Here is a 17,000-nt window from a genome sequence, read left to right as displayed (position 1 = left end):
GTATCCCGTCCTTTCTTTTGCCTGATCTGGCAGACTCCCTCTCAAAAGCTCTTTTCTATATATAGTAGCCGGGCTTGTCCAACAAACGGTTCAGATTGTGGTTCGCTGCGCTCTCACAATCTAACCTTATTCGTTGGGCCACATTCCTAGAATGCCATTACTTGAATATCTCCGCGCCGAAGTGATATCGGTTGCGGATTGTACCTAACTTCAGCATTAGGTGCCACAGAACGAACAAGTGCTTCAACTTCTTCAAGCACTTGCTGTCCAGCAACAGTATATGTGATGAATATCAAATTTGGACTTGGCGTTACCTTCTTCAACTCAGAGAAGTCAGTTTCTGTGTCGGAAGACACATACCCGCCCTTCAAGAGGGCCTGAGTTATCAAATTTGCAGGGTCCCGACTTTCTCGTCTGTGAAAGACGAGAATTGTGTACTGTGAATTTGCTTTGAACTTTTCATCTTGATTCTTGCGTGCCTGGACTTCCTGCTGAGGTAGCGTGACCTTCGTCACCTCTTGTGTTCTCTTCAAGTCAGTCTGCAAAGACGCTACAATTCGCTCTAGCTCCGCAATACGGCCGTTCAACGGAGCAATTTCTGCTCCGACATCCTGAGCTTGACTAAATGCTAACTCGTAGTTTCCGGCTTTTACAGATTGAAGACGTAGTATGAGTCCGCTAATATCGATCGAACTCAATGGCGTCCAGAGCATTACAAGAACCGCAGCCGTGATTGCGGGATAAAAACACTTGCTTACAAACTCAAGAATTACTTTGACTGCGGCCAAACTAGATGCATTTTGAAGCGTCGTCTTTTGGTTTGCGGTAACGTCATGCTCGTTGTCATTCTCTGCCATTTAATATGGTCTCCCCTTGTGCCCAACGTTTGTAATAACCTGCTGGCCGAGATTTACCAGATTTTAAGAACGCGGCTATTTCCAGTCAGGTTTATTGCCGTGTTAGCCCGTTTTTCGTTTTTCAATTGAGCGATATACCTGAGCAATGATGAATTGAAATGTGTGCGAAGGGAAAAACATCCTATCTGCATATTTTTCAAGAGGATATCGACGAACTCTATCGGCTAAAAAATCCTCAATTTGCTGCAATGTTCGGTTTAGGTATGGGCCGTTAGTGTGCTCCGCTTCGGAGATAAATAACTTCGCGATAGTGGCACCTCCAATATTTATGGATGGTGACATTTTCAGTGTTTCAAGGATTTGCTCAACTTCTTTCTGGGCGACCAGTCCAAGCCTCGGTAGCGTGTAATGCAACTGCTCAGCGCGAAAGATTCGTGCTTCTTTAAACCTGCCAGTCTTAACTTCACAGATAAGACCAACCTGACGTCCAAAATCAAGATTTTCAGTTAGATATTCGTCCCAATCTTCAGGCCGACCACCTATTTCCTCGAAAACGTATGGCGGCCGCACTGCCAATAAATCGACGTCAGATGAATAAAGAACGCTTTGCGATTTATGGACAACAAAGTTCGAGATTGGAAAAAAACCATTAAGTCGTAGATACCAGTAAGTGAGTTCTTCGCCGTAGTTCATAGTTTCCCTTGAAGGCCTAACGTCGCCGGATGAGCCGCGAGAATCGCAGTCGGCTCTATTGGCCTGATAGGTGGAGCGCGAAGCGCGGAACCAATCAGGCCACAATAGCGAAGCATCCGGCGACGATAAGAGAGACCGCTTGCGAGCTTTGCGAGCGGTCTCTCTTATCGTTTGAATTCAGTGGAAAACAGGGGATACGATGAGTTTGTTTAAAACTACGAACGTTGGAATTAACAATGGTATCTCGATAAACCAAACCCCTGATTTTCCACTGCAATGATTGGTTAGCGCATTTTTCTATTTTTTACGGTTTTTCCTGTCATGCTTTCCAGCCTAGCTGAGAGCTTATTTTCTAGATCAGACATATTTTTATACTCAGGGCAATTATAACCAGCCAAATCGAAATGAAGAGATTCGCCTTTTTTCCTGAAAAGAATTACCCTTTTACTTAAGGCATGAGCAAAACCCACCTCATAGTAGACATTAGGCCTCGCTCCTGTTAAATCGGCAAATAAAAACTCAGCGGATTTGATTTTCTCAATTATTTTTTCTGTGATTTTCCCATCGTGTTCTATGTCGTCAGCTCGTTCCGCTTCAACGCCAATTTTTTCAAAGCATTTTTTTACTGTATTGTGCACATCTTCTAGTTCATATTTTTTTTCATCCATCCACATCATTACAAATGCAGTGTCTGGCCTGAATGTGGTCTTGGATTGGTTTGTAGCTATTATATTGTCTTTGGCTGTTTCTATAGTAATTGGGTTTAACAACTCAACAATTCCCAAAATTCGATCATAACACTCTAAAAAAATGTTCTTTGAATCTTCATCACTGATGCCGTCATCATCTGACTGCCCAGCGGGTTCAACACCAAGAACATATCCTTCGTCATGAAGAACGTTCGGCCCCCAATAGCGATACTGACGTAGGCGTAGCGCTGACCTAATACCCTTAATCGCATGTCCTATTTCAATTTGATCAGTTTGAGAAAGGTAAGGAGTTAGTCTTGCACACTCAGCTATCAAAGGTGTTTCATTCACCACTTTTGTGATTAGCTCCTGGGCAAGTGTTCCGCCTCAGTCGGAAATGGACTTTTAGCCCGTCTGACTTAATGGTAAATCAGCTTGCCCTGGGCTCATGATTTCAGAGAAAGCTTTTTGCCGTTTTTGCTTTCTCAGTTCTCTGGCCTCTTCAAGTTTTCTGTCTCGCTCTTTGAATATTTCTTTTTCCCGGCCATTCAGCTTGTCGGCCGGGGTAACGTAGCCAATGGCGCTGTGAAGCCTGACGGTGTTGTAGTGCTCAATGTACTTCTCGACAATTCTGCGGCCATCGTCAAGGGAAAGCGGAACTCCGGGACGAATGCATTCACTTTTGATGGTTTTGTGGAACCGCTCCAGTTTGCCGTTTGACTGCGGATAAAAGGGTGAAGTTCGCACATGGGTCATTCCTGAAATTCTGATGAACTCCTTGAAATCTTTGGCAATGAACTGAGGCCCGTTGTCGGAAATGATCCGAGGTCTGGCTGCCGGGTATTTCTCCTTTGCTCTTTCGAGTATGATTTCTACGTCTCTCTCAGTCATCTGCTCTCTGATTTCCCAATGGATGATTGAACGACTGCACCCATCCAGAAAGCTGCACAGGTAGTAGAAGGTGCCACGGATGTTGAGGTGAGAGACATCAACATGCCAATGTTCAAAAGGCAGCAGAGGCTGAACGAACCCGGTTCCCCTGAGAGATGGTTTTTGGTTCCACTTTTTCAGCAGGCCTGCCTTTGTTAAAACACGCCAGGTGCTTGAGGGGCTGACGGCCACGATATTCTGATCCAGCATCATAAAAGTCAGGCGCCGATATCCCTCAAGCGGGTTGTCGAGGGCAAACCTGACAATGGCTTCCTGTTCCCAGGATTCAAGCCAGAAATCGCGAGGAATAGGGGCATTGTGTTCGTTCGCTTTGCCGTACCGCTCGACCCAGGTGTAAAACTTGCTCTTTGAGACCGACAGCCAGGAGATGAAGCACTTTAGGTGGATATCCGCCTTGTCGCTCCACTCCTTGGTATAATCAACAATGGCGTCGCGAATGTCATGAGGAACCCAGCCGCCGGTTAGAGCTCCCCAAGTTCTTTTTTTAGCTTGATGTGTTCCTCCATCAGTTCGGAGAGAACTTCGTGCTTTCTGCTTAGTTTGGCCTCAAGCTGCTGGATTTTGACTTCTTCAGCACGCTTTTGAGGGCGGTCGTTACAGGCAAATGCTGCGGCTCCGTTCTCGAAAAACTGCTTCTGCCAAAGGTAAAAAGTCGTGGGCTGAAGTTGTTGCTCGTCACACAGGTCGGATACTGGGATACGCTCGATCAGGTGACGTCTCAAAATGGAAACTTTTTCTTCTGGGGTGTAATTGTGACGCTTCTTTCGCATGGACTTTCCTCCGTTCGTGATGGTTTATCACAAACGAACCAAAAGTCCAATTCACGCTGAGCCAAAACACAAGTTCTTGGTTAGACGGTTCTAGTTGATTCCAAAATTCGTCTTTTGCAACTTTTCCAAACTGGTCAGTTCCAAATGTGCATCCATCGAGATCTAAAGAGGCTCTCTCAAAAAACATAAGGCCCTGATTTTTTATTGATCTTAATTTTTCGACCAATTTATCTCTTACTGTTTTTTCCATGATCACTCATTTTGGCGCTAACAGTTGAATAAGTGGAAAGTAGTCCAGCATATCACATACTATATACGGACAAATTTTCCACTTATTGTGATATTAAAGAGTATAATATGGAATAAGTGGGCATTGTCAGTCCACTTATTACCATTACGATCTATTTTTCCACTTATTACGATATTAAGAGGGCAAATATGGAAAATAAACCAAAGTTCCGTCCTAATCCCAAGCTCAAGCTGATGGATCAAACTCGTGAGGTACTTCGCTATCATCACTACGCATATAGCACTGAAAAAACTTACTGCCAGTGGATTTTACGCTACATACATCACTTTGGCGGCAAGACCCACCCCAATACTTTGGGGGCTAAGGAGGTAGAAATTTTTCTGTCCTCTCTCGTCACAGAAGGTAAGGTCTCGGCAGCGACCCAGCGTCAAGCCCTAAACGCGCTGGTTTTTCTATACAGAGATGTGCTCGACAAGCCCCTTGACGGCCAAATCTCACCTATTCGTAGTAAACGAATCGCCAGGCCCGCCCACTGTGCTTATTCAGTCCGAAGTTCAACGCCTTTTTGCGGCTATGGAAGGTAAGCACCTGCTCATGGCCCGACTGCTTTACGGCGCTGGACTGAGGTTGATGGAGTGTTTCCGTCTCCGCGTGCAGGATGTTGATTTCGGTCAGAACCTTATCTTTGTACGGGGCGGCAAAGGAGGCAAGGATCGGACCACTGTTCTACCCCGGAACATTCGTGATGAGTTTCACTCCCATATCGAAGCGGTTAAAAAGCTGCATCACCGTGATCTTGAAGAAGGCTTCGGTGAAGTAACAATGCCAGAGGCGTTGGCTCGCAAATATAAAAGCGCTTCGAAGGAGACTGGATGGCAGTGGGTATTCCCTTCACGCGATCGCTCTGTCGACCCCAGGTCTGGCAAGGTGATGCGCCATCATGTTATTGAGAGCGGCTTACAGAAAGCGGTGAAAAATGCCTCGCAGGTGGCCGGGATTGACAAGAAGATAGGTTGCCACACCCTGCGGCACAGTTTTGCCACTCATATGTTGGAGAACGGGGTGAATATTCGGGTACTTCAGGAACTGCTGGGCCATGCGGATGTGAAAACCACTGAAATTTATACCCACGTGATGGCTAGAGATATCCGCAACTTACAAAGTCCTCTTGATCGACTGTAAGTTCTATGGTGTATTAGGGGTTGTTTGTCAAATGTTTTCTCATTGAACCAAAATAATCCGGGAGTGTTGATGGTGGCTAACTTTGATTACGACATCGGGATAATTGGTGGCGGCGCTGCCGGACTCACTGTAGCTTCCGGGGCGTCTCAACTTGGCGCCAAGACCTTGCTCATTGAAAAAGAAGAGGCCTTGGGCGGGGATTGCCTCCATTATGGCTGCGTGCCCAGTAAAACTCTGATCAAGACGGCCCATGTCTATCATCTGATGAAAAATGGGCCGAAATTCGGCCTTCCTGCCATCACGCCGCCACCTGTTGATTTTAAGGATGTTTCAGCCCGGATCAGGTCGGTGATCAGTGTTATCCAGAAGCACGATTCGGTGGAGAGGTTCTGCAAGCTGGGCGCGAAGGTGGAATTCGGCAATCCTGAGTTCCGCGACGAGCACGCGATTACCTTGGGCGGCAAGACCATTTCCGCCAAAACCTGGGTGATCGCCACCGGTTCATCCTCTGCGGTGCCGCCGATTGAAGGGCTTGACAGCACTCCATATTTGACTAATCGCGACATCTTCTATTTGGATTCCCTTCCCGGTTCGATGGTTATTCTTGGCGCTGGCCCAATCGCCATAGAAATGGCACAAGCCTTTTGCCGGCTTGGTACAAAGGTGACGGTGATTCAACGGAGCGGTCAGATATTGAGCAAGGAAGATCAGGATCTGGCCGATGTGGTGCAGCAGGTTTTGGAGCAGGAAGGAGTGAGGTTTTTGATGAATACCTCTGTGCTCCGGGTGGGAGATTTGGGCCGCGAACGTGAGGTTGTAGTTCAGCAGGAGGGTGGGGAGGTTGGCACGATCAGGGTTGAAACGATTCTGGTGGCCCTTGGCCGCAGTCCCAATGTCTCAGGCCTTGGGCTTGAAAAGATCGGGGTTCTATATGATCGTCAGGGGATCACGGTCAACAGGTATCTCAAGACCAGTCACAAGCACATCTATGCCGCAGGCGATGTTATTGGTGGGTATCAATTCACCCATGTGGCAGGGTATGAAGGAGGTGTGGTCTTGAGCAATGCCATATTTCATCTGCCCAAAAAGACTGATTATACCTATGTGCCCTGGTGCACCTATACTCATCCGGAGCTTGCCAGTATTGGCATGAATGAGAAGAGGGCACAGGCTGCCGGTATTGACTATTCGGTATGGAGTGAAGAGTTTAGCAGTAATGATCGGGGTCTGGCCGAAGGTGATGGTGTCGGTCGAATCAAACTGCTGCTTGATCATCGGGAGAAGCCGCTTGGTGTGCAGATTCTGGGGCCTCATGCCGGGGATCTATTAAGCGAATGGGTGGCTATTATGAATGGTGGGGTAGGGCTGTCTCGCATTGCTTCCGCCATTCATCCTTATCCGACCTTGGGAGAGATCAACAAGAAGGTGGTTGGCTCAGTGTATGCCAAGAAGATATTTTCAGATACCGTACGCAAGGGGCTTACATTCTTTTTCAGCTTCAAGGGCAGGGCGTGTACTTGTGGGCAGGATATTGTGTGCGAGGATGAGGAGTAATAATCGACTTGTGATGATTTTTTCGGCATGGTATCGGAAAAAGAGAAGTCGCTGGTTGGGTCACGGTTGTATTATCGATATCTGTGAATGTTTCAGTGGTTTATTACTTGAAATTCATGGTGGCCATGGACCAGTGAGATAAATCGTTGAAGGGGCATTAATCTTTACCGTAGAGGGGATTCTATGAACAAGACATTGGTTCTGATGACAGCCGTTTTGATGGCAGGGAGTCTGACTGTGGCCTATGCCGCTAACGTCGATAAGGGCAAGGCCCTTTTTGAGAGTCCAACACTTGGGGGCGGAACCACCGGAAAAAGTTGTGTTACCTGTCATCCGGGCGGAAAGAACTTAAGCCCTGATCTGGCTGAAAAAGGGAACTTGGCTGAGTTTGTTAATATGTGCATTGAACGGCCCTTGGGTGGAAAAGCGATTGCCGTTGATGGTGAGGAGATGCAGGATTTGATCGCCTATATGAAATCTTTGGTTGCCAAGCCGGCAAAAAAGAAGACGCCAAAGAAGGTTGAAGGCTGTTAATTCCCTGATCACCTTAGCTAGCCTTGCTTGCTGTAGGCGCAGAAGCCGGAACGGGGGCCGATGGCCGGATGGTTGCGGCAGGTGTCCGGGCGTTTCTCGTAAATCGTGCACCGGCGAGATGCGCTGTCGATATAAATGCAGTCATCGTTAGCCTTGCGCGCCAGAGAGAAGATGGTGTTCTTGAAGTTAAAGTGGTCAATAACGCCAGCCTTCATCAACCTCTGGGCGATTTTTTTGGCGGTTCATCGGCTTCAAAGGGATCTATGATCTCCATGCGAACCAAGTCTTTGGTTCGCACCTCCACCGGCAGGGTGCAGCATCCGGCCTGGCAGTCCTGGCAGAGGTGTTTTTTGAATTGAATCCAGGTGGCGGGTTCGTTGATATCAACACCCTGGTAGTTTCTGCTTTTCATCGTAATGATTGAGAAGATTGGGAATTCATGGATTAGTTACGTGGTGCGTCAATCAGTTTGCGGAGCGGAGAATATTACCAATTTCTCCTCCGCTGTCACTAAAAAATACCATTTTCGTTAGGTGTGATGCCGTGGCTTTTGTGGTCTGTGGGGTGTTGCTGCCCGGATATTTGCACATGGAAGCAAAAAAATTCTACCCTCCCCGCCATGAGTTGAGTATTATCTTCTGTCTTTGATGATTTTATAGAACCTCTCATTTTGTGGATTTCGCCCCGGCTGGAGGAGCGGACAATGCTGAAGGTCAATGAAAGACCCTATGAGTTCCAGCCTGGAATTCACCTTGAGGATCTGGCCAGGCAGATTAAACCCGAGGCAGATGTTTTTATTGTCAATGGTTTTCCTGTGTCTGCTTCGATAGAGGTGAAGGATGGTGATCAGTGCTGGCTCATCAAGCGTGGAGAGCAGATTGGTCATACGGAGATGGAGCACCTGCTCTATGCCCGGCATACCCCTGGGGTGCAGGAAAAAATTAAGGATCGCGCCATCGGCATTATGGGGCTTGGTGGTTTGGGGTCGGTGGTGTCTATTGCCTTGGCCCGGATCGGTGTGGGATCGATACTTCTTGCTGATTATGATGTGGTCGAACCCAGTAATCTGAATCGGCAGCAGTTCTTTGTCGATCAGGTAGGGATGAAAAAGACTGAGGCCATGCGGCAGAATCTGGCCAGAATCAATCCCTATGTCAAAGTGGAAATCTTTGACGACGAGTTGACGGAAACTAATATTCCTTACGTGTTTCAGCAGGTTGATGTCCTGGTTGAGTGCTTTGACGGGGCTAGGATGAAGGCGACTGCCTTGCGGACGGTATTAAAGGAACTTCCTGGGGTCGGGTATGTCGGCGCTTCGGGATTGGCAGGATTTGATGATAACAATCTGATTGTTACCAGAAAGATCCGCCCGAATGTCTATGTTGTTGGCGACGGCGCAGCAGAAGCCAAACCGGGGCAGGGATTGATGGCCCCTCGGGTTGGTATTGCCGCTCATCATCAGGCGAATCAGGTGCTTAGGATTTTGTTGGGCTTGGGGTAACGGTAAGCTACAACGTGATTACTACTTTAAATGAGTCATAAAACATTACTTATGAAAATACTTGTGAATGGAGAAGAGAAGGAGGCGCCGGTTGGTGTGTCGGTCTCGGAATATGTCAAGGCCTTGGGCTTTGACCCTGAAACTGTCGTGGTCGAACTTGACGGTCAGATCCTGACCCGAGCCGATTACCCTTCCAAACAGTTGACCGAAGGGTGTGAGCTGGAATTAATTCGTTTTATCGGGGGCGGTTGAAATGCTAACCATAGCTGGCAAAACCTTTGCCTCGCGCTTATTTACTGGAACAGGAAAATTTTCATCGGCGGATGTCATGCGTCAAGCCCTTGATGCCTCGGGGTGTGAGATGGTGACCGTGGCCCTTCGGCGCATCGATTTAAATGATCCGACCGATGACATCATGCAGGTTCTTGATCGCAACAAATTCTTCTTCCTTCCCAATACTGCCGGGGCGCGCAATGCGAGTGAGGCCGTTCGCCTGGCTCGATTGTCCAGGGCTTCCGGCGGTGGAGATTGGGTCAAACTCGAAGTAACGCCCGACCCCCGTACCTTGCTGCCCGATCCGGTGGATACCTTGTTTGCCACCGAGGAGCTGGTTAAAGATGGCTTTGTTGTGCTTCCTTATATTAATGCCGATCCGATTCTGGCGTTACGGTTGCAGGATGTCGGGGCGGCTGCGGTCATGCCGCTTGCTGCGCCTATCGGTACTAATCGGGGTTTGGTTACTCGGTATCAGATCGAGATTATCATCTCTCAGGCCAGGGTGCCGGTGGTGGTGGATGCAGGGCTTGGCGCTCCTTCCCATGCGGCTGATGCTATGGAGATGGGCGCCGATGCGGTGTTGGTTAACACCGCGATTGCTGTGGCCGGTGATCCAGTGCGGATGGCGGATGCCTTCCGCTTGGCTGTTATTGCCGGGCGAGTGGCGTTTGAATCTGGACTCGGCGCAGTCTCGGATGAGGCGGAGGCATCATCCCCGCAGACGGGTCTTGATTTTATCCGCTGATGGCTACCACATTTTCTCTCCCTGATTACCGCGACTTGGCGCGTCTTATCGCCACGCGTACCAACGAAGATGTACAGCGCGCACTTCGCGCCGAGGTGCTTTCGCTAAACGATTTGGCAGCGCTTGTCTCGCCAAGAGCGGATGAGCATCTTGCTGTGATGGCTGCCAAATCCCAAACCATCACCAGGCAGCGCTTTGGTCGGGTGGTTCAGATCTATGCCCCGCTTTACGTCTCCAACTATTGCACCAATCGCTGTCTCTATTGTGGTTTTTCAGCGGAACATCCGATCCGTCGCCGCCGGTTGACCCTCGAAGAAGTGGAAAAAGAGGCCGATACCCTTAAAAATCGTGGCGTCAACCATCTGCTTCTGGTCTCAGGCGAGGCCCCGAAGATGATGGGTGTTGAATATATTGAACAGGTGGCTGAGCGCTTAAAAGATCGATTTGCCTCTCTCTCTATTGAGATTCAGCCATTGACAGAGGCTGAATACGCGCGAGTATTTGCCGCAGGGATTACCAGCGTGGCGGTGTATCAGGAGACGTACAACCCTGAATTGTATCAACAATTACATCTTTCAGGGAATAAAGCAGATTACACCTATCGCTTAGCGACCCCGGAACGGGCGGCTGCTGCCGGTATGCGTGAAGTCGGTATCGGGACCTTGCTCGGCTTGGGGGATTGGCGGACTGAAGGATTGGTCTTGGGTCTTCACCTGTCGTGGTTGAGGAAACGATTCTGGCGCACGGGATTTACCGTCTCATTTCCCAGGATTCGTCCGGCGGAAGGTGGGTTTCGGGCCTTGGCGCCGGTGTCGGAGCGCGATCTAAGCCAGCTTATCTTTGCCTTGCGAATCTTTGATCATGATGTTGGGCTGCTTCTTTCCACCAGGGAGGAGGCCAGGTACCGTAATGGGATGGTTGGTTTAGGGCCGACTCGATATTCTGCCGGTTCCTGCACCTCACCTGGCGGGTATGCCGAAGGGGAAGACTCTGATGAGCAGTTTACTGTCGATGATATTCGTTCGGTAGCTGAAGTATGTGCTGCGATTCAGGGTCAGGGGTATGACCCGGTGCGCAAGGATTGGGATGCTTGTTTTCAAGCATTGTGAGCTGATTCAGTAACGAAATTTTTTTTGATTGTGTCCTCTTTGGGTTGTGATCGTAAGCGAGCACTTCTTTGGAGTGGGCGCCACTATCACTTTATTAATAGACAGGAGCAATGTAATGGCTGATTTAAAAAAGATGTATTCAACCATCCTTGGTGACCATTTCCCTATGGAGATGAAAATTTCCTTCGGTGATCAGACCTTGGTCTATCGCAAGAAGACCTGGAAGATCCCTATGGAAGACGGCACCATTGACGAGCGGGGTGTGCGGTATGGTGAGAACCCCGATCAGGAGGCGGCCCTCTTTGAGCTGGTGAATGGTAATCTGGCCTTGGGGGAGTGTCGCTTCATCGAACCTGGCCATGGATTAGTCAGCGGGATTGCTGTTGAGGATATGCTTCAGGTTGGCAAGCATCCTGGTAAGATCAATCTTACCGATATTGATAACGGCCTGAATATCATTAAGTACATGATGGATAGACCGGCAGCCGCAATACTCAAGCATAATAATCCTTGTGGCGTATCTCTTGGCGACTCATTGAGTCAGGCATATGACCGGGCTAATCGTTCCGACCGCATCGCCGCTTTCGGTGGCTGTGTTGTCTTGAATCGCGCTTGCGACAAGGCAACGGCTGAGGCCATCAGCCGGAATTATCTGGAAGTAGTTGTGGCGCCTGAGTTTGACGACGGAGCCTTGGCCATTCTTCAGACCCGTAAGAATCTCCGGGTGATTAAGATCAGCCGTATCGATAAATTGGCTGAATTTGAGAAGTTCCGTTTTGTCGATTTCAAGCGTTTGATCGATGGTGGTATTATCGTTCAGCAGTCGGCGGTTAATTCCATCCGTACAGTTGCCGACCTGAAACCGGCGGTCAACACGTTTAAGGGAGTCGATTATGCGGTTAAGCGTGAGCCAACCCAGCGGGAGATTGACGATATGCTCTTCGGTTGGGCAGTTGAGCATGGCGTGACCTCGAATTCAGTGATCTATGTGAAGGACGGTTGCACGGTCGGTATTGGCACCGGAGAACAAGATCGGGTGGGTGTGGCTGAGATCGCCGTGCACAAGGCCTATATCAAATACGCCGATATCCTCTGTTTTGATGCCTATGGCATTCCTTATGGCGACTTGACTCTGGAGATTGAAAAGGGCAAACGACCAAAATCCGACCAGGTTGCAATTGATGAACGTACCAAAGCAGATCGTGCCGATTTGCCGGGTTCGGTAATGATTTCCGATGCCTTCTTTCCCTTCCGTGATGGAGCCGATGTCGGTATTCGTCAGGGTGTGACCGCTATCCTTCAAGCAGGTGGTTCAATGCGGGATTTTGAAACCATTGAGGCCTGTAATGAGGCGACACCACAGGTGGCCATGAAGTTTACCGGGCAGCGGTCATTTAAGCATTGATAAATTTGTTGCCGGATTATGGGTGATGGTGGTGCCCGATGGCAGGGCATTAATGTCATTTAGTCTAATACCTTGTGTACTGTGGGCACCCCTTTTTGTGGGCGGTGCCCACAGTACGTTTTGGCCTTTGAAAGCGATGGCAACTAACTGGACGTCACACCGGTCCTTGCCTTATTCAGAAATGGGATGGAGATATGGCAAAGGCTGAGGGGCCTATCAAGCTTGATAATCTGATCTCAAACCTTGTGGTCAGTAAGTCATGGCAATCTCGGATGCGGTTGCATCAGGTTTTTACCTTTTGGGATGATGTTGTTGGAGTGGATATTGCCCGGCGTGCCCAGCCACAGGTGATCAGGGGGACAGTGTTGTGGGTTGGGGTCTGCGATTCGATATGGATGCAGCAACTCCAGTACGAACGTCAGTATCTGCTTGAGGCCATTAATCTTCGCTTAGGCGAAGCTGATTCTGAAAGGGATGTTCTGTCCGGTTTTGGACAGCAGGGCAGCTTGCGCCTGACCGAGTTGAGGCTTGCGCTCGATCCTTCATTGGTCAATAAACAACATCAGAACCGCTCGGCTTCTCTCCAGCCATTGGTAGTTGATCAGGAAAAGTTGACCGAATTTACCAGGATGCTGAGTTCTATTGCCGATCAGGAACTCAAGCAGAGTATGATCCGGGTGTGGCTGATCATGCATCAAAAAAGGTGAGTCACGCTGATTTCCGTTTGCTTGGTGATGATAATACACCCATAAAAAACATAAAAAAAAAGGCCCCACGGTGACTTCTCCGTGAGGCCTTTTTTTTTAGTAAGCTGCCAGGATCAACTGGCCTCTGGTAGCTTACTTGGTAATGAACCTACTATTCCTGGTAGGTAAAGGTCGCGAATACACGACGATTCTTCTGACGTCCTTCTTTAGTGTCATTGGTGGCAATCGGCTTATTGAAGGCATGGGCGGTGGTGGTCAGCCTTGCCGCGTCGATGGTGCCACTGAAGTTCTTAAGGAGGAAGGCCCGCACGGCATCAGCACGACGCTGAGAGAGTTTTGCATTATACTTCTCAGTGCCGTAGTTATCGGTATGGCCTTCAAGGTTAACTGTGTGCTTGGGGTGTTGACGGATAAAGTCACCAAAGGCAAGCAGTTCCTTGTAGTATTGAGGTCTGATGAAGGATTTGTCAAAATCAAACTCAACCTTCAGCTCAACGGTGAAGGTCTGCTTCTCCGGGGCAGGAGGCGGAGGAGGACATGCCTTTCTCTCAGCTGGTTTCAAGAAGACTTTTTCAACAAATGTGGCCATTCCTTCGGGAGTGGATACTGCGTTTTCATCGGTTGCGAAACCACAACCACTGGCCTTGGCAACGGCATCCATTACAGCCTTGCCTTCAGCGTCGTCGCCAATCAGGATAGTGTAGACGCACACTCGATCTTTATAGGTGTCTTTCAAGGCTTGAGCAGCTACGGCGGCAGGACCATCAACGTTTGCAAGGCCATCGCTGATTACGATTACAGCAATGTCTCCCTTGGCTGGGCTCAGATCTGAGGATGAAGTGGAAATAGCAGGGGACATGGGGGTCAAGCCAGCAGCTTTGGTGATTGCCGAGATCGTCTGACCATAACTGTCTTTGCTATAGGCGGACATGGATTGATTAAGAGTGCATTCTTGCTTGTCGCAATTGTTTGGTCCAAATACCCGGAGTGCGGACTGAAGGGTAAGGCCGGCCGGAATGGTGTTGTTCATATTGTTGGCCACCAATTTGGCCTTTTCGAGCTTGCTCTCCCAAGTTCTGTCCATATACATGGATGATGACGCATCAAAGAGGACAACGAAATTGTCCACTTTTTGAACGTACTCACCGCTTGCGACTTTGGCATTCAAGTCGGTTGGAGAGAATGGGGCTGGAATGTTTTTATTGCCACAGGCTGTCACCAGCATGGCCATAAAAAGTGTGAACATCAGGGACGTAATTTTTTTCATTTTTTCCTCCTTAGTTAAATTCTATAACGAGGACGGTGAGATACCATCCTAATCCTGTAAAGCAAATGTAGTATTCAAACTAGTTGGTAACAATTCTTATGTCAAGCAATGGATGTCTGAAATTTCCAGTGGAGTTGTCACCAGTAATGAAGAGATCTTTAATCTATTTTGAACAATGTGTGTCTATAATCCTAGTTTGATATCTGGTCAATAGGCAAGAAATATTTTTGATTGGCAAATAAAAAAAATGGGTTCAGTGATTAGGGATAGCTGAAATAATGCTTTTTAATAAGCGTTAATTGCCTATAATTTTGCTGGTTTTAATCTTCAAAATCTCGAAAATGGTTGACCAGATCTGGTCACTCCTGCTATAAATTAAGAGGGTTACATGGGGCAGAGAGAGTTAAGTGTCTCACGCTGACCTTTACTTCTGCAGCCATTCCAGTCTAACGGCCTTTGTTTTTACAGGCAGCATCAATCAAGGTTACCGCCCCCTTTTCAGGGAGAACAGACGGCCCTATCATTCATTCGCTGTTTTCGTTTTAGATATATCATTCCTGCACCCCTTTCGTGCACTTTGAACGACAGCGATTTTTTGCTAACAGGAGGCGCCATTGTGAAAGAGTTCATTATTCAGGACTGCACGCTTCTCAGCAGAACGAGCGGGGTTCCTCCCGCTATTAATCTCCGGGAGTTGCGGCAACGTCTGGCGAATTGCAAGCAGGACGTGCTTTATCATCATTTTTGTGAAACCCCGCTTGTCCCTTCCTTTGATAACCCGGATTCTCGCAACGATTTTGCCGTGTGGGCGCTGCTGCAGTTGGGAGACCGTGTGCTTGCGGAACGGCTTGGTATTATCAATCCTTATATTTATACAGACCTTGAGGAGTTGCGTGAACTTGTTCTTGATATCCTTGATGAGCGGTTGAGCGAGGTTCCTTTTGTTCCTTCGTGCCAGAATGGAGGGGAATTGTTCTTTACTGAGGCGGTCACTATCGTATTCGATACCGGGGGGAGGATTTCTTCACCGGAAGAGTTGCCTGCTGCTATCGAGAAAATGACCAATGGCAGCATTTACTACCATTTCATGGAGGCTCGGCGACGCGATCCTATCGGATGTGACGATTTTTCGGCGTGGCTTGCCAGTTTTCCCGATCAGGAGGATTGGTGTCGGAAATTACAGAAAATCGATTTTGCTTTTTTTACCTTAAGTGAACTTCGGAACGCGTTGGTGACCATTCTTGATCGTGATAAAGGCGGTGCGTCATGACTAAACTTCTCTCTTCCTATGAAGGTGTGGTAAGCGCATCGGTTATCAGTCAGCTCAGACAATTGGGCGATCGTCTGTCCGGTAAAAAGGTGGTGCATGTCAACTCGACCAAAGAAGGTGGCGGAGTGGCAGAGATCCTTGATTGGATGGTCCCGCTGATGAGAGATATAGGGCTTGACGCCCAGTGGGAGGTGATCTCGGGCAATGGAGATTTTTTCCCCGTTACCAAGAAATTCCATAATGGTCTTCAGGGTTTTCCAGTGACTATCAGTGACCAGGAGTGGCAGATATATCGAGAGGTGAATGAAGATAACGCCATCCGCTTGCGCCCAATTCTCGAGGATGCCGATCTGGTGGTGATTCACGATCCCCAACCCGCCGGTCTGCTCGGGTTGTGCCCGAATCGACGAGGGAAATGGATCTGGCGGGGGCATATCGATGTCAGCCGTCCTGCGCGGTCGGTCTGGCGGGGGTTGTTGCCTTTTGTCTCCGGTTATGATGCGAGTATTTTTTCCATGCCGCAATTTGCCCAGCCGCTGCCGCATCCCCAGTTTCTCATCTCGCCGAGTATTGATCCGTTAAGTCCGAAAAATATGGATCTTGATGCCGAAGAACTGGCTACTGTGAGGCATCGCTACAATCTTGATCCTGACAAACCGCTTCTGGTACAGATATCTCGTTTCGATCGTTTTAAGGATCCTCTTGGTGTTATTGCCGCGTATCGACTTGTTCGGGCGATCCAACCAGTGCAGTTGGTCCTTGCCGGGGGTGGCGCCAGTGATGATCCTGAAGGAAAGGAGGTGCTTGATGAGGTGATGGAGGCCGCGGCAGGTGATCCCGATATCCATGTCCTCCTGCTGCCAGCCGATGCCCACCGAACTATCAACGCCCTGCAACGGCTTGCTGATATCGTGATCCAGAAATCGACCAGGGAAGGGTTCGGCCTTACGGTTACCGAAGGTCTGTGGAAAGGGAAGCCGGTCATCGGTGGAGATGTTGGTGGTATTCGTCTGCAAGTGGTGAACTACCACACTGGTTTTTTAGTCAACACGCCCGAAGGTGCGGCACACCGTATTCGCTTCTTGCTCCATCATGATTCCTTGCGAAATAGTATGGGGGATGAAGCACGTGAATTCGTACGGGAGTATTTTTTGCTTACCCGGCAACTCAGGGAATATCTGACGATGTTTCATATCTTGAGTTCACGGGAGGACTCTTCAACTATATATATCTGAGTTTC

Annotated in this window: 16 protein-coding genes and 2 pseudogenes; 11 read left to right on the top strand and 7 right to left on the bottom strand. The window is 48.8% G+C overall.

Going from position 1 to position 17,000, the window contains the following annotated elements:
* Positions 1 to 146: 146 nt before the first annotated feature.
* The 5 genes from FP815_10155 to FP815_10135 form a co-directional block, all read right to left on the bottom strand.
* Complete coding sequence (locus tag FP815_10155; protein ID MBA3015298.1) at positions 147 to 857, bottom strand: hypothetical protein; 711 nt, start codon at positions 855 to 857, stop codon at positions 147 to 149.
* A gap of 102 nt (positions 858 to 959) precedes the next feature.
* The gene (locus FP815_10150; protein ID MBA3015297.1) at positions 960 to 1,550 is read right to left on the bottom strand and encodes a hypothetical protein; all 591 of its coding nucleotides are present in this window, start codon (positions 1,548 to 1,550) and stop codon (positions 960 to 962) included.
* Positions 1,551 to 1,834: 284 nt separating this feature from the next.
* Positions 1,835 to 2,590 carry a hypothetical protein gene (locus FP815_10145; GenBank protein ID MBA3015296.1) on the bottom strand — a complete coding sequence of 252 codons (756 nt, stop codon included), beginning with the start codon at positions 2,588 to 2,590 and terminating at the stop codon, positions 1,835 to 1,837.
* A gap of 54 nt (positions 2,591 to 2,644) precedes the next feature.
* Complete coding sequence (locus FP815_10140; GenBank protein ID MBA3015295.1) at positions 2,645 to 3,550, bottom strand: transposase family protein; 906 nt, start codon at positions 3,548 to 3,550, stop codon at positions 2,645 to 2,647.
* A 101-nt stretch (positions 3,551 to 3,651) separates the two neighbouring features.
* Entirely contained in the window at positions 3,652 to 3,960 is a 309-nt protein-coding gene (locus tag FP815_10135; protein MBA3015294.1) for a transposase, read from the bottom strand.
* Positions 3,961 to 4,398: 438 nt separating this feature from the next.
* Here FP815_10135 and FP815_10130 point away from each other — a divergent pair.
* From FP815_10130 to FP815_10120, 3 genes and pseudogenes are all read left to right on the top strand, one after another.
* Positions 4,399 to 5,392 (top strand): annotated as a pseudogene (locus FP815_10130) (integron integrase).
* A gap of 72 nt (positions 5,393 to 5,464) precedes the next feature.
* Positions 5,465 to 6,946 carry an FAD-binding protein gene (locus FP815_10125; protein ID MBA3015293.1) on the top strand — a complete coding sequence of 494 codons (1,482 nt, stop codon included), beginning with the start codon at positions 5,465 to 5,467 and terminating at the stop codon, positions 6,944 to 6,946.
* A gap of 183 nt (positions 6,947 to 7,129) precedes the next feature.
* Positions 7,130 to 7,480, top strand: coding sequence for a hypothetical protein (locus tag FP815_10120; GenBank protein ID MBA3015292.1), 351 nt, complete (start codon positions 7,130 to 7,132; stop codon positions 7,478 to 7,480).
* A 17-nt stretch (positions 7,481 to 7,497) separates the two neighbouring features.
* On the opposite strand, the pseudogene FP815_10115 reads toward FP815_10120, so the two are convergent.
* Positions 7,498 to 7,892: pseudogene (locus tag FP815_10115) on the bottom strand (YkgJ family cysteine cluster protein).
* 291 nt (positions 7,893 to 8,183) lie between these two features.
* Between FP815_10115 and thiF the strand changes: the two are divergent.
* The 6 genes from thiF (at position 8,184) to FP815_10085 (ending at position 13,223) form a co-directional block, all read left to right on the top strand.
* Entirely contained in the window at positions 8,184 to 8,981 is a 798-nt protein-coding gene (gene thiF / locus FP815_10110) for a sulfur carrier protein ThiS adenylyltransferase ThiF (protein MBA3015291.1), read from the top strand.
* A gap of 30 nt (positions 8,982 to 9,011) precedes the next feature.
* Positions 9,012 to 9,233, top strand: coding sequence for a sulfur carrier protein ThiS (gene thiS, locus FP815_10105; protein MBA3015290.1), 222 nt, complete (start codon positions 9,012 to 9,014; stop codon positions 9,231 to 9,233).
* Position 9,234: 1 nt separating this feature from the next.
* Positions 9,235 to 10,002 (top strand): thiazole synthase, encoded by a 768-nt coding sequence (locus FP815_10100; GenBank protein MBA3015289.1) that lies wholly within the window; start codon positions 9,235 to 9,237, stop codon positions 10,000 to 10,002.
* Complete coding sequence (gene thiH, locus FP815_10095) at positions 10,002 to 11,111, top strand: 2-iminoacetate synthase ThiH (GenBank protein ID MBA3015288.1); 1,110 nt, start codon at positions 10,002 to 10,004, stop codon at positions 11,109 to 11,111. The genes FP815_10100 and thiH overlap by 1 nt, the downstream gene beginning before the upstream one ends.
* Before the next feature lie 115 nt (positions 11,112 to 11,226).
* Positions 11,227 to 12,516: an IMP cyclohydrolase gene (locus FP815_10090; GenBank protein ID MBA3015287.1), complete on the top strand. Its 1,290-nt coding sequence runs from the start codon at positions 11,227 to 11,229 to the stop codon at positions 12,514 to 12,516.
* 194 nt (positions 12,517 to 12,710) lie between these two features.
* Complete coding sequence (locus FP815_10085) at positions 12,711 to 13,223, top strand: DUF721 domain-containing protein (GenBank protein MBA3015286.1); 513 nt, start codon at positions 12,711 to 12,713, stop codon at positions 13,221 to 13,223.
* Positions 13,224 to 13,374: 151 nt separating this feature from the next.
* Here FP815_10085 and FP815_10080 read toward each other — a convergent pair whose 3' ends face one another.
* A complete protein-coding gene (locus FP815_10080) occupies positions 13,375 to 14,490 on the bottom strand; it encodes an OmpA family protein (GenBank protein MBA3015285.1) in 1,116 nt (371 codons plus the stop codon).
* A 616-nt stretch (positions 14,491 to 15,106) separates the two neighbouring features.
* Between FP815_10080 and FP815_10075 the strand changes: the two genes are divergently transcribed.
* Positions 15,107 to 15,760, top strand: coding sequence for a hypothetical protein (locus FP815_10075; GenBank protein MBA3015284.1), 654 nt, complete (start codon positions 15,107 to 15,109; stop codon positions 15,758 to 15,760).
* Complete coding sequence (locus tag FP815_10070) at positions 15,757 to 16,995, top strand: glycosyltransferase (protein ID MBA3015283.1); 1,239 nt, start codon at positions 15,757 to 15,759, stop codon at positions 16,993 to 16,995. Before FP815_10075 ends, FP815_10070 begins: the two co-directional genes overlap by 4 nt.
* The last annotated feature ends 5 nt before the right edge of the window (positions 16,996 to 17,000 follow it).

Source organism: Desulfobulbaceae bacterium (genome assembly GCA_013792005.1).
In the GTDB taxonomy this organism is placed as follows: Bacteria; Desulfobacterota; Desulfobulbia; order Desulfobulbales; family VMSU01; genus VMSU01.
The sequence above is the reverse complement of the archived record's forward strand: the minus strand, read 5'-3'. Positions and strand labels throughout refer to the sequence as shown.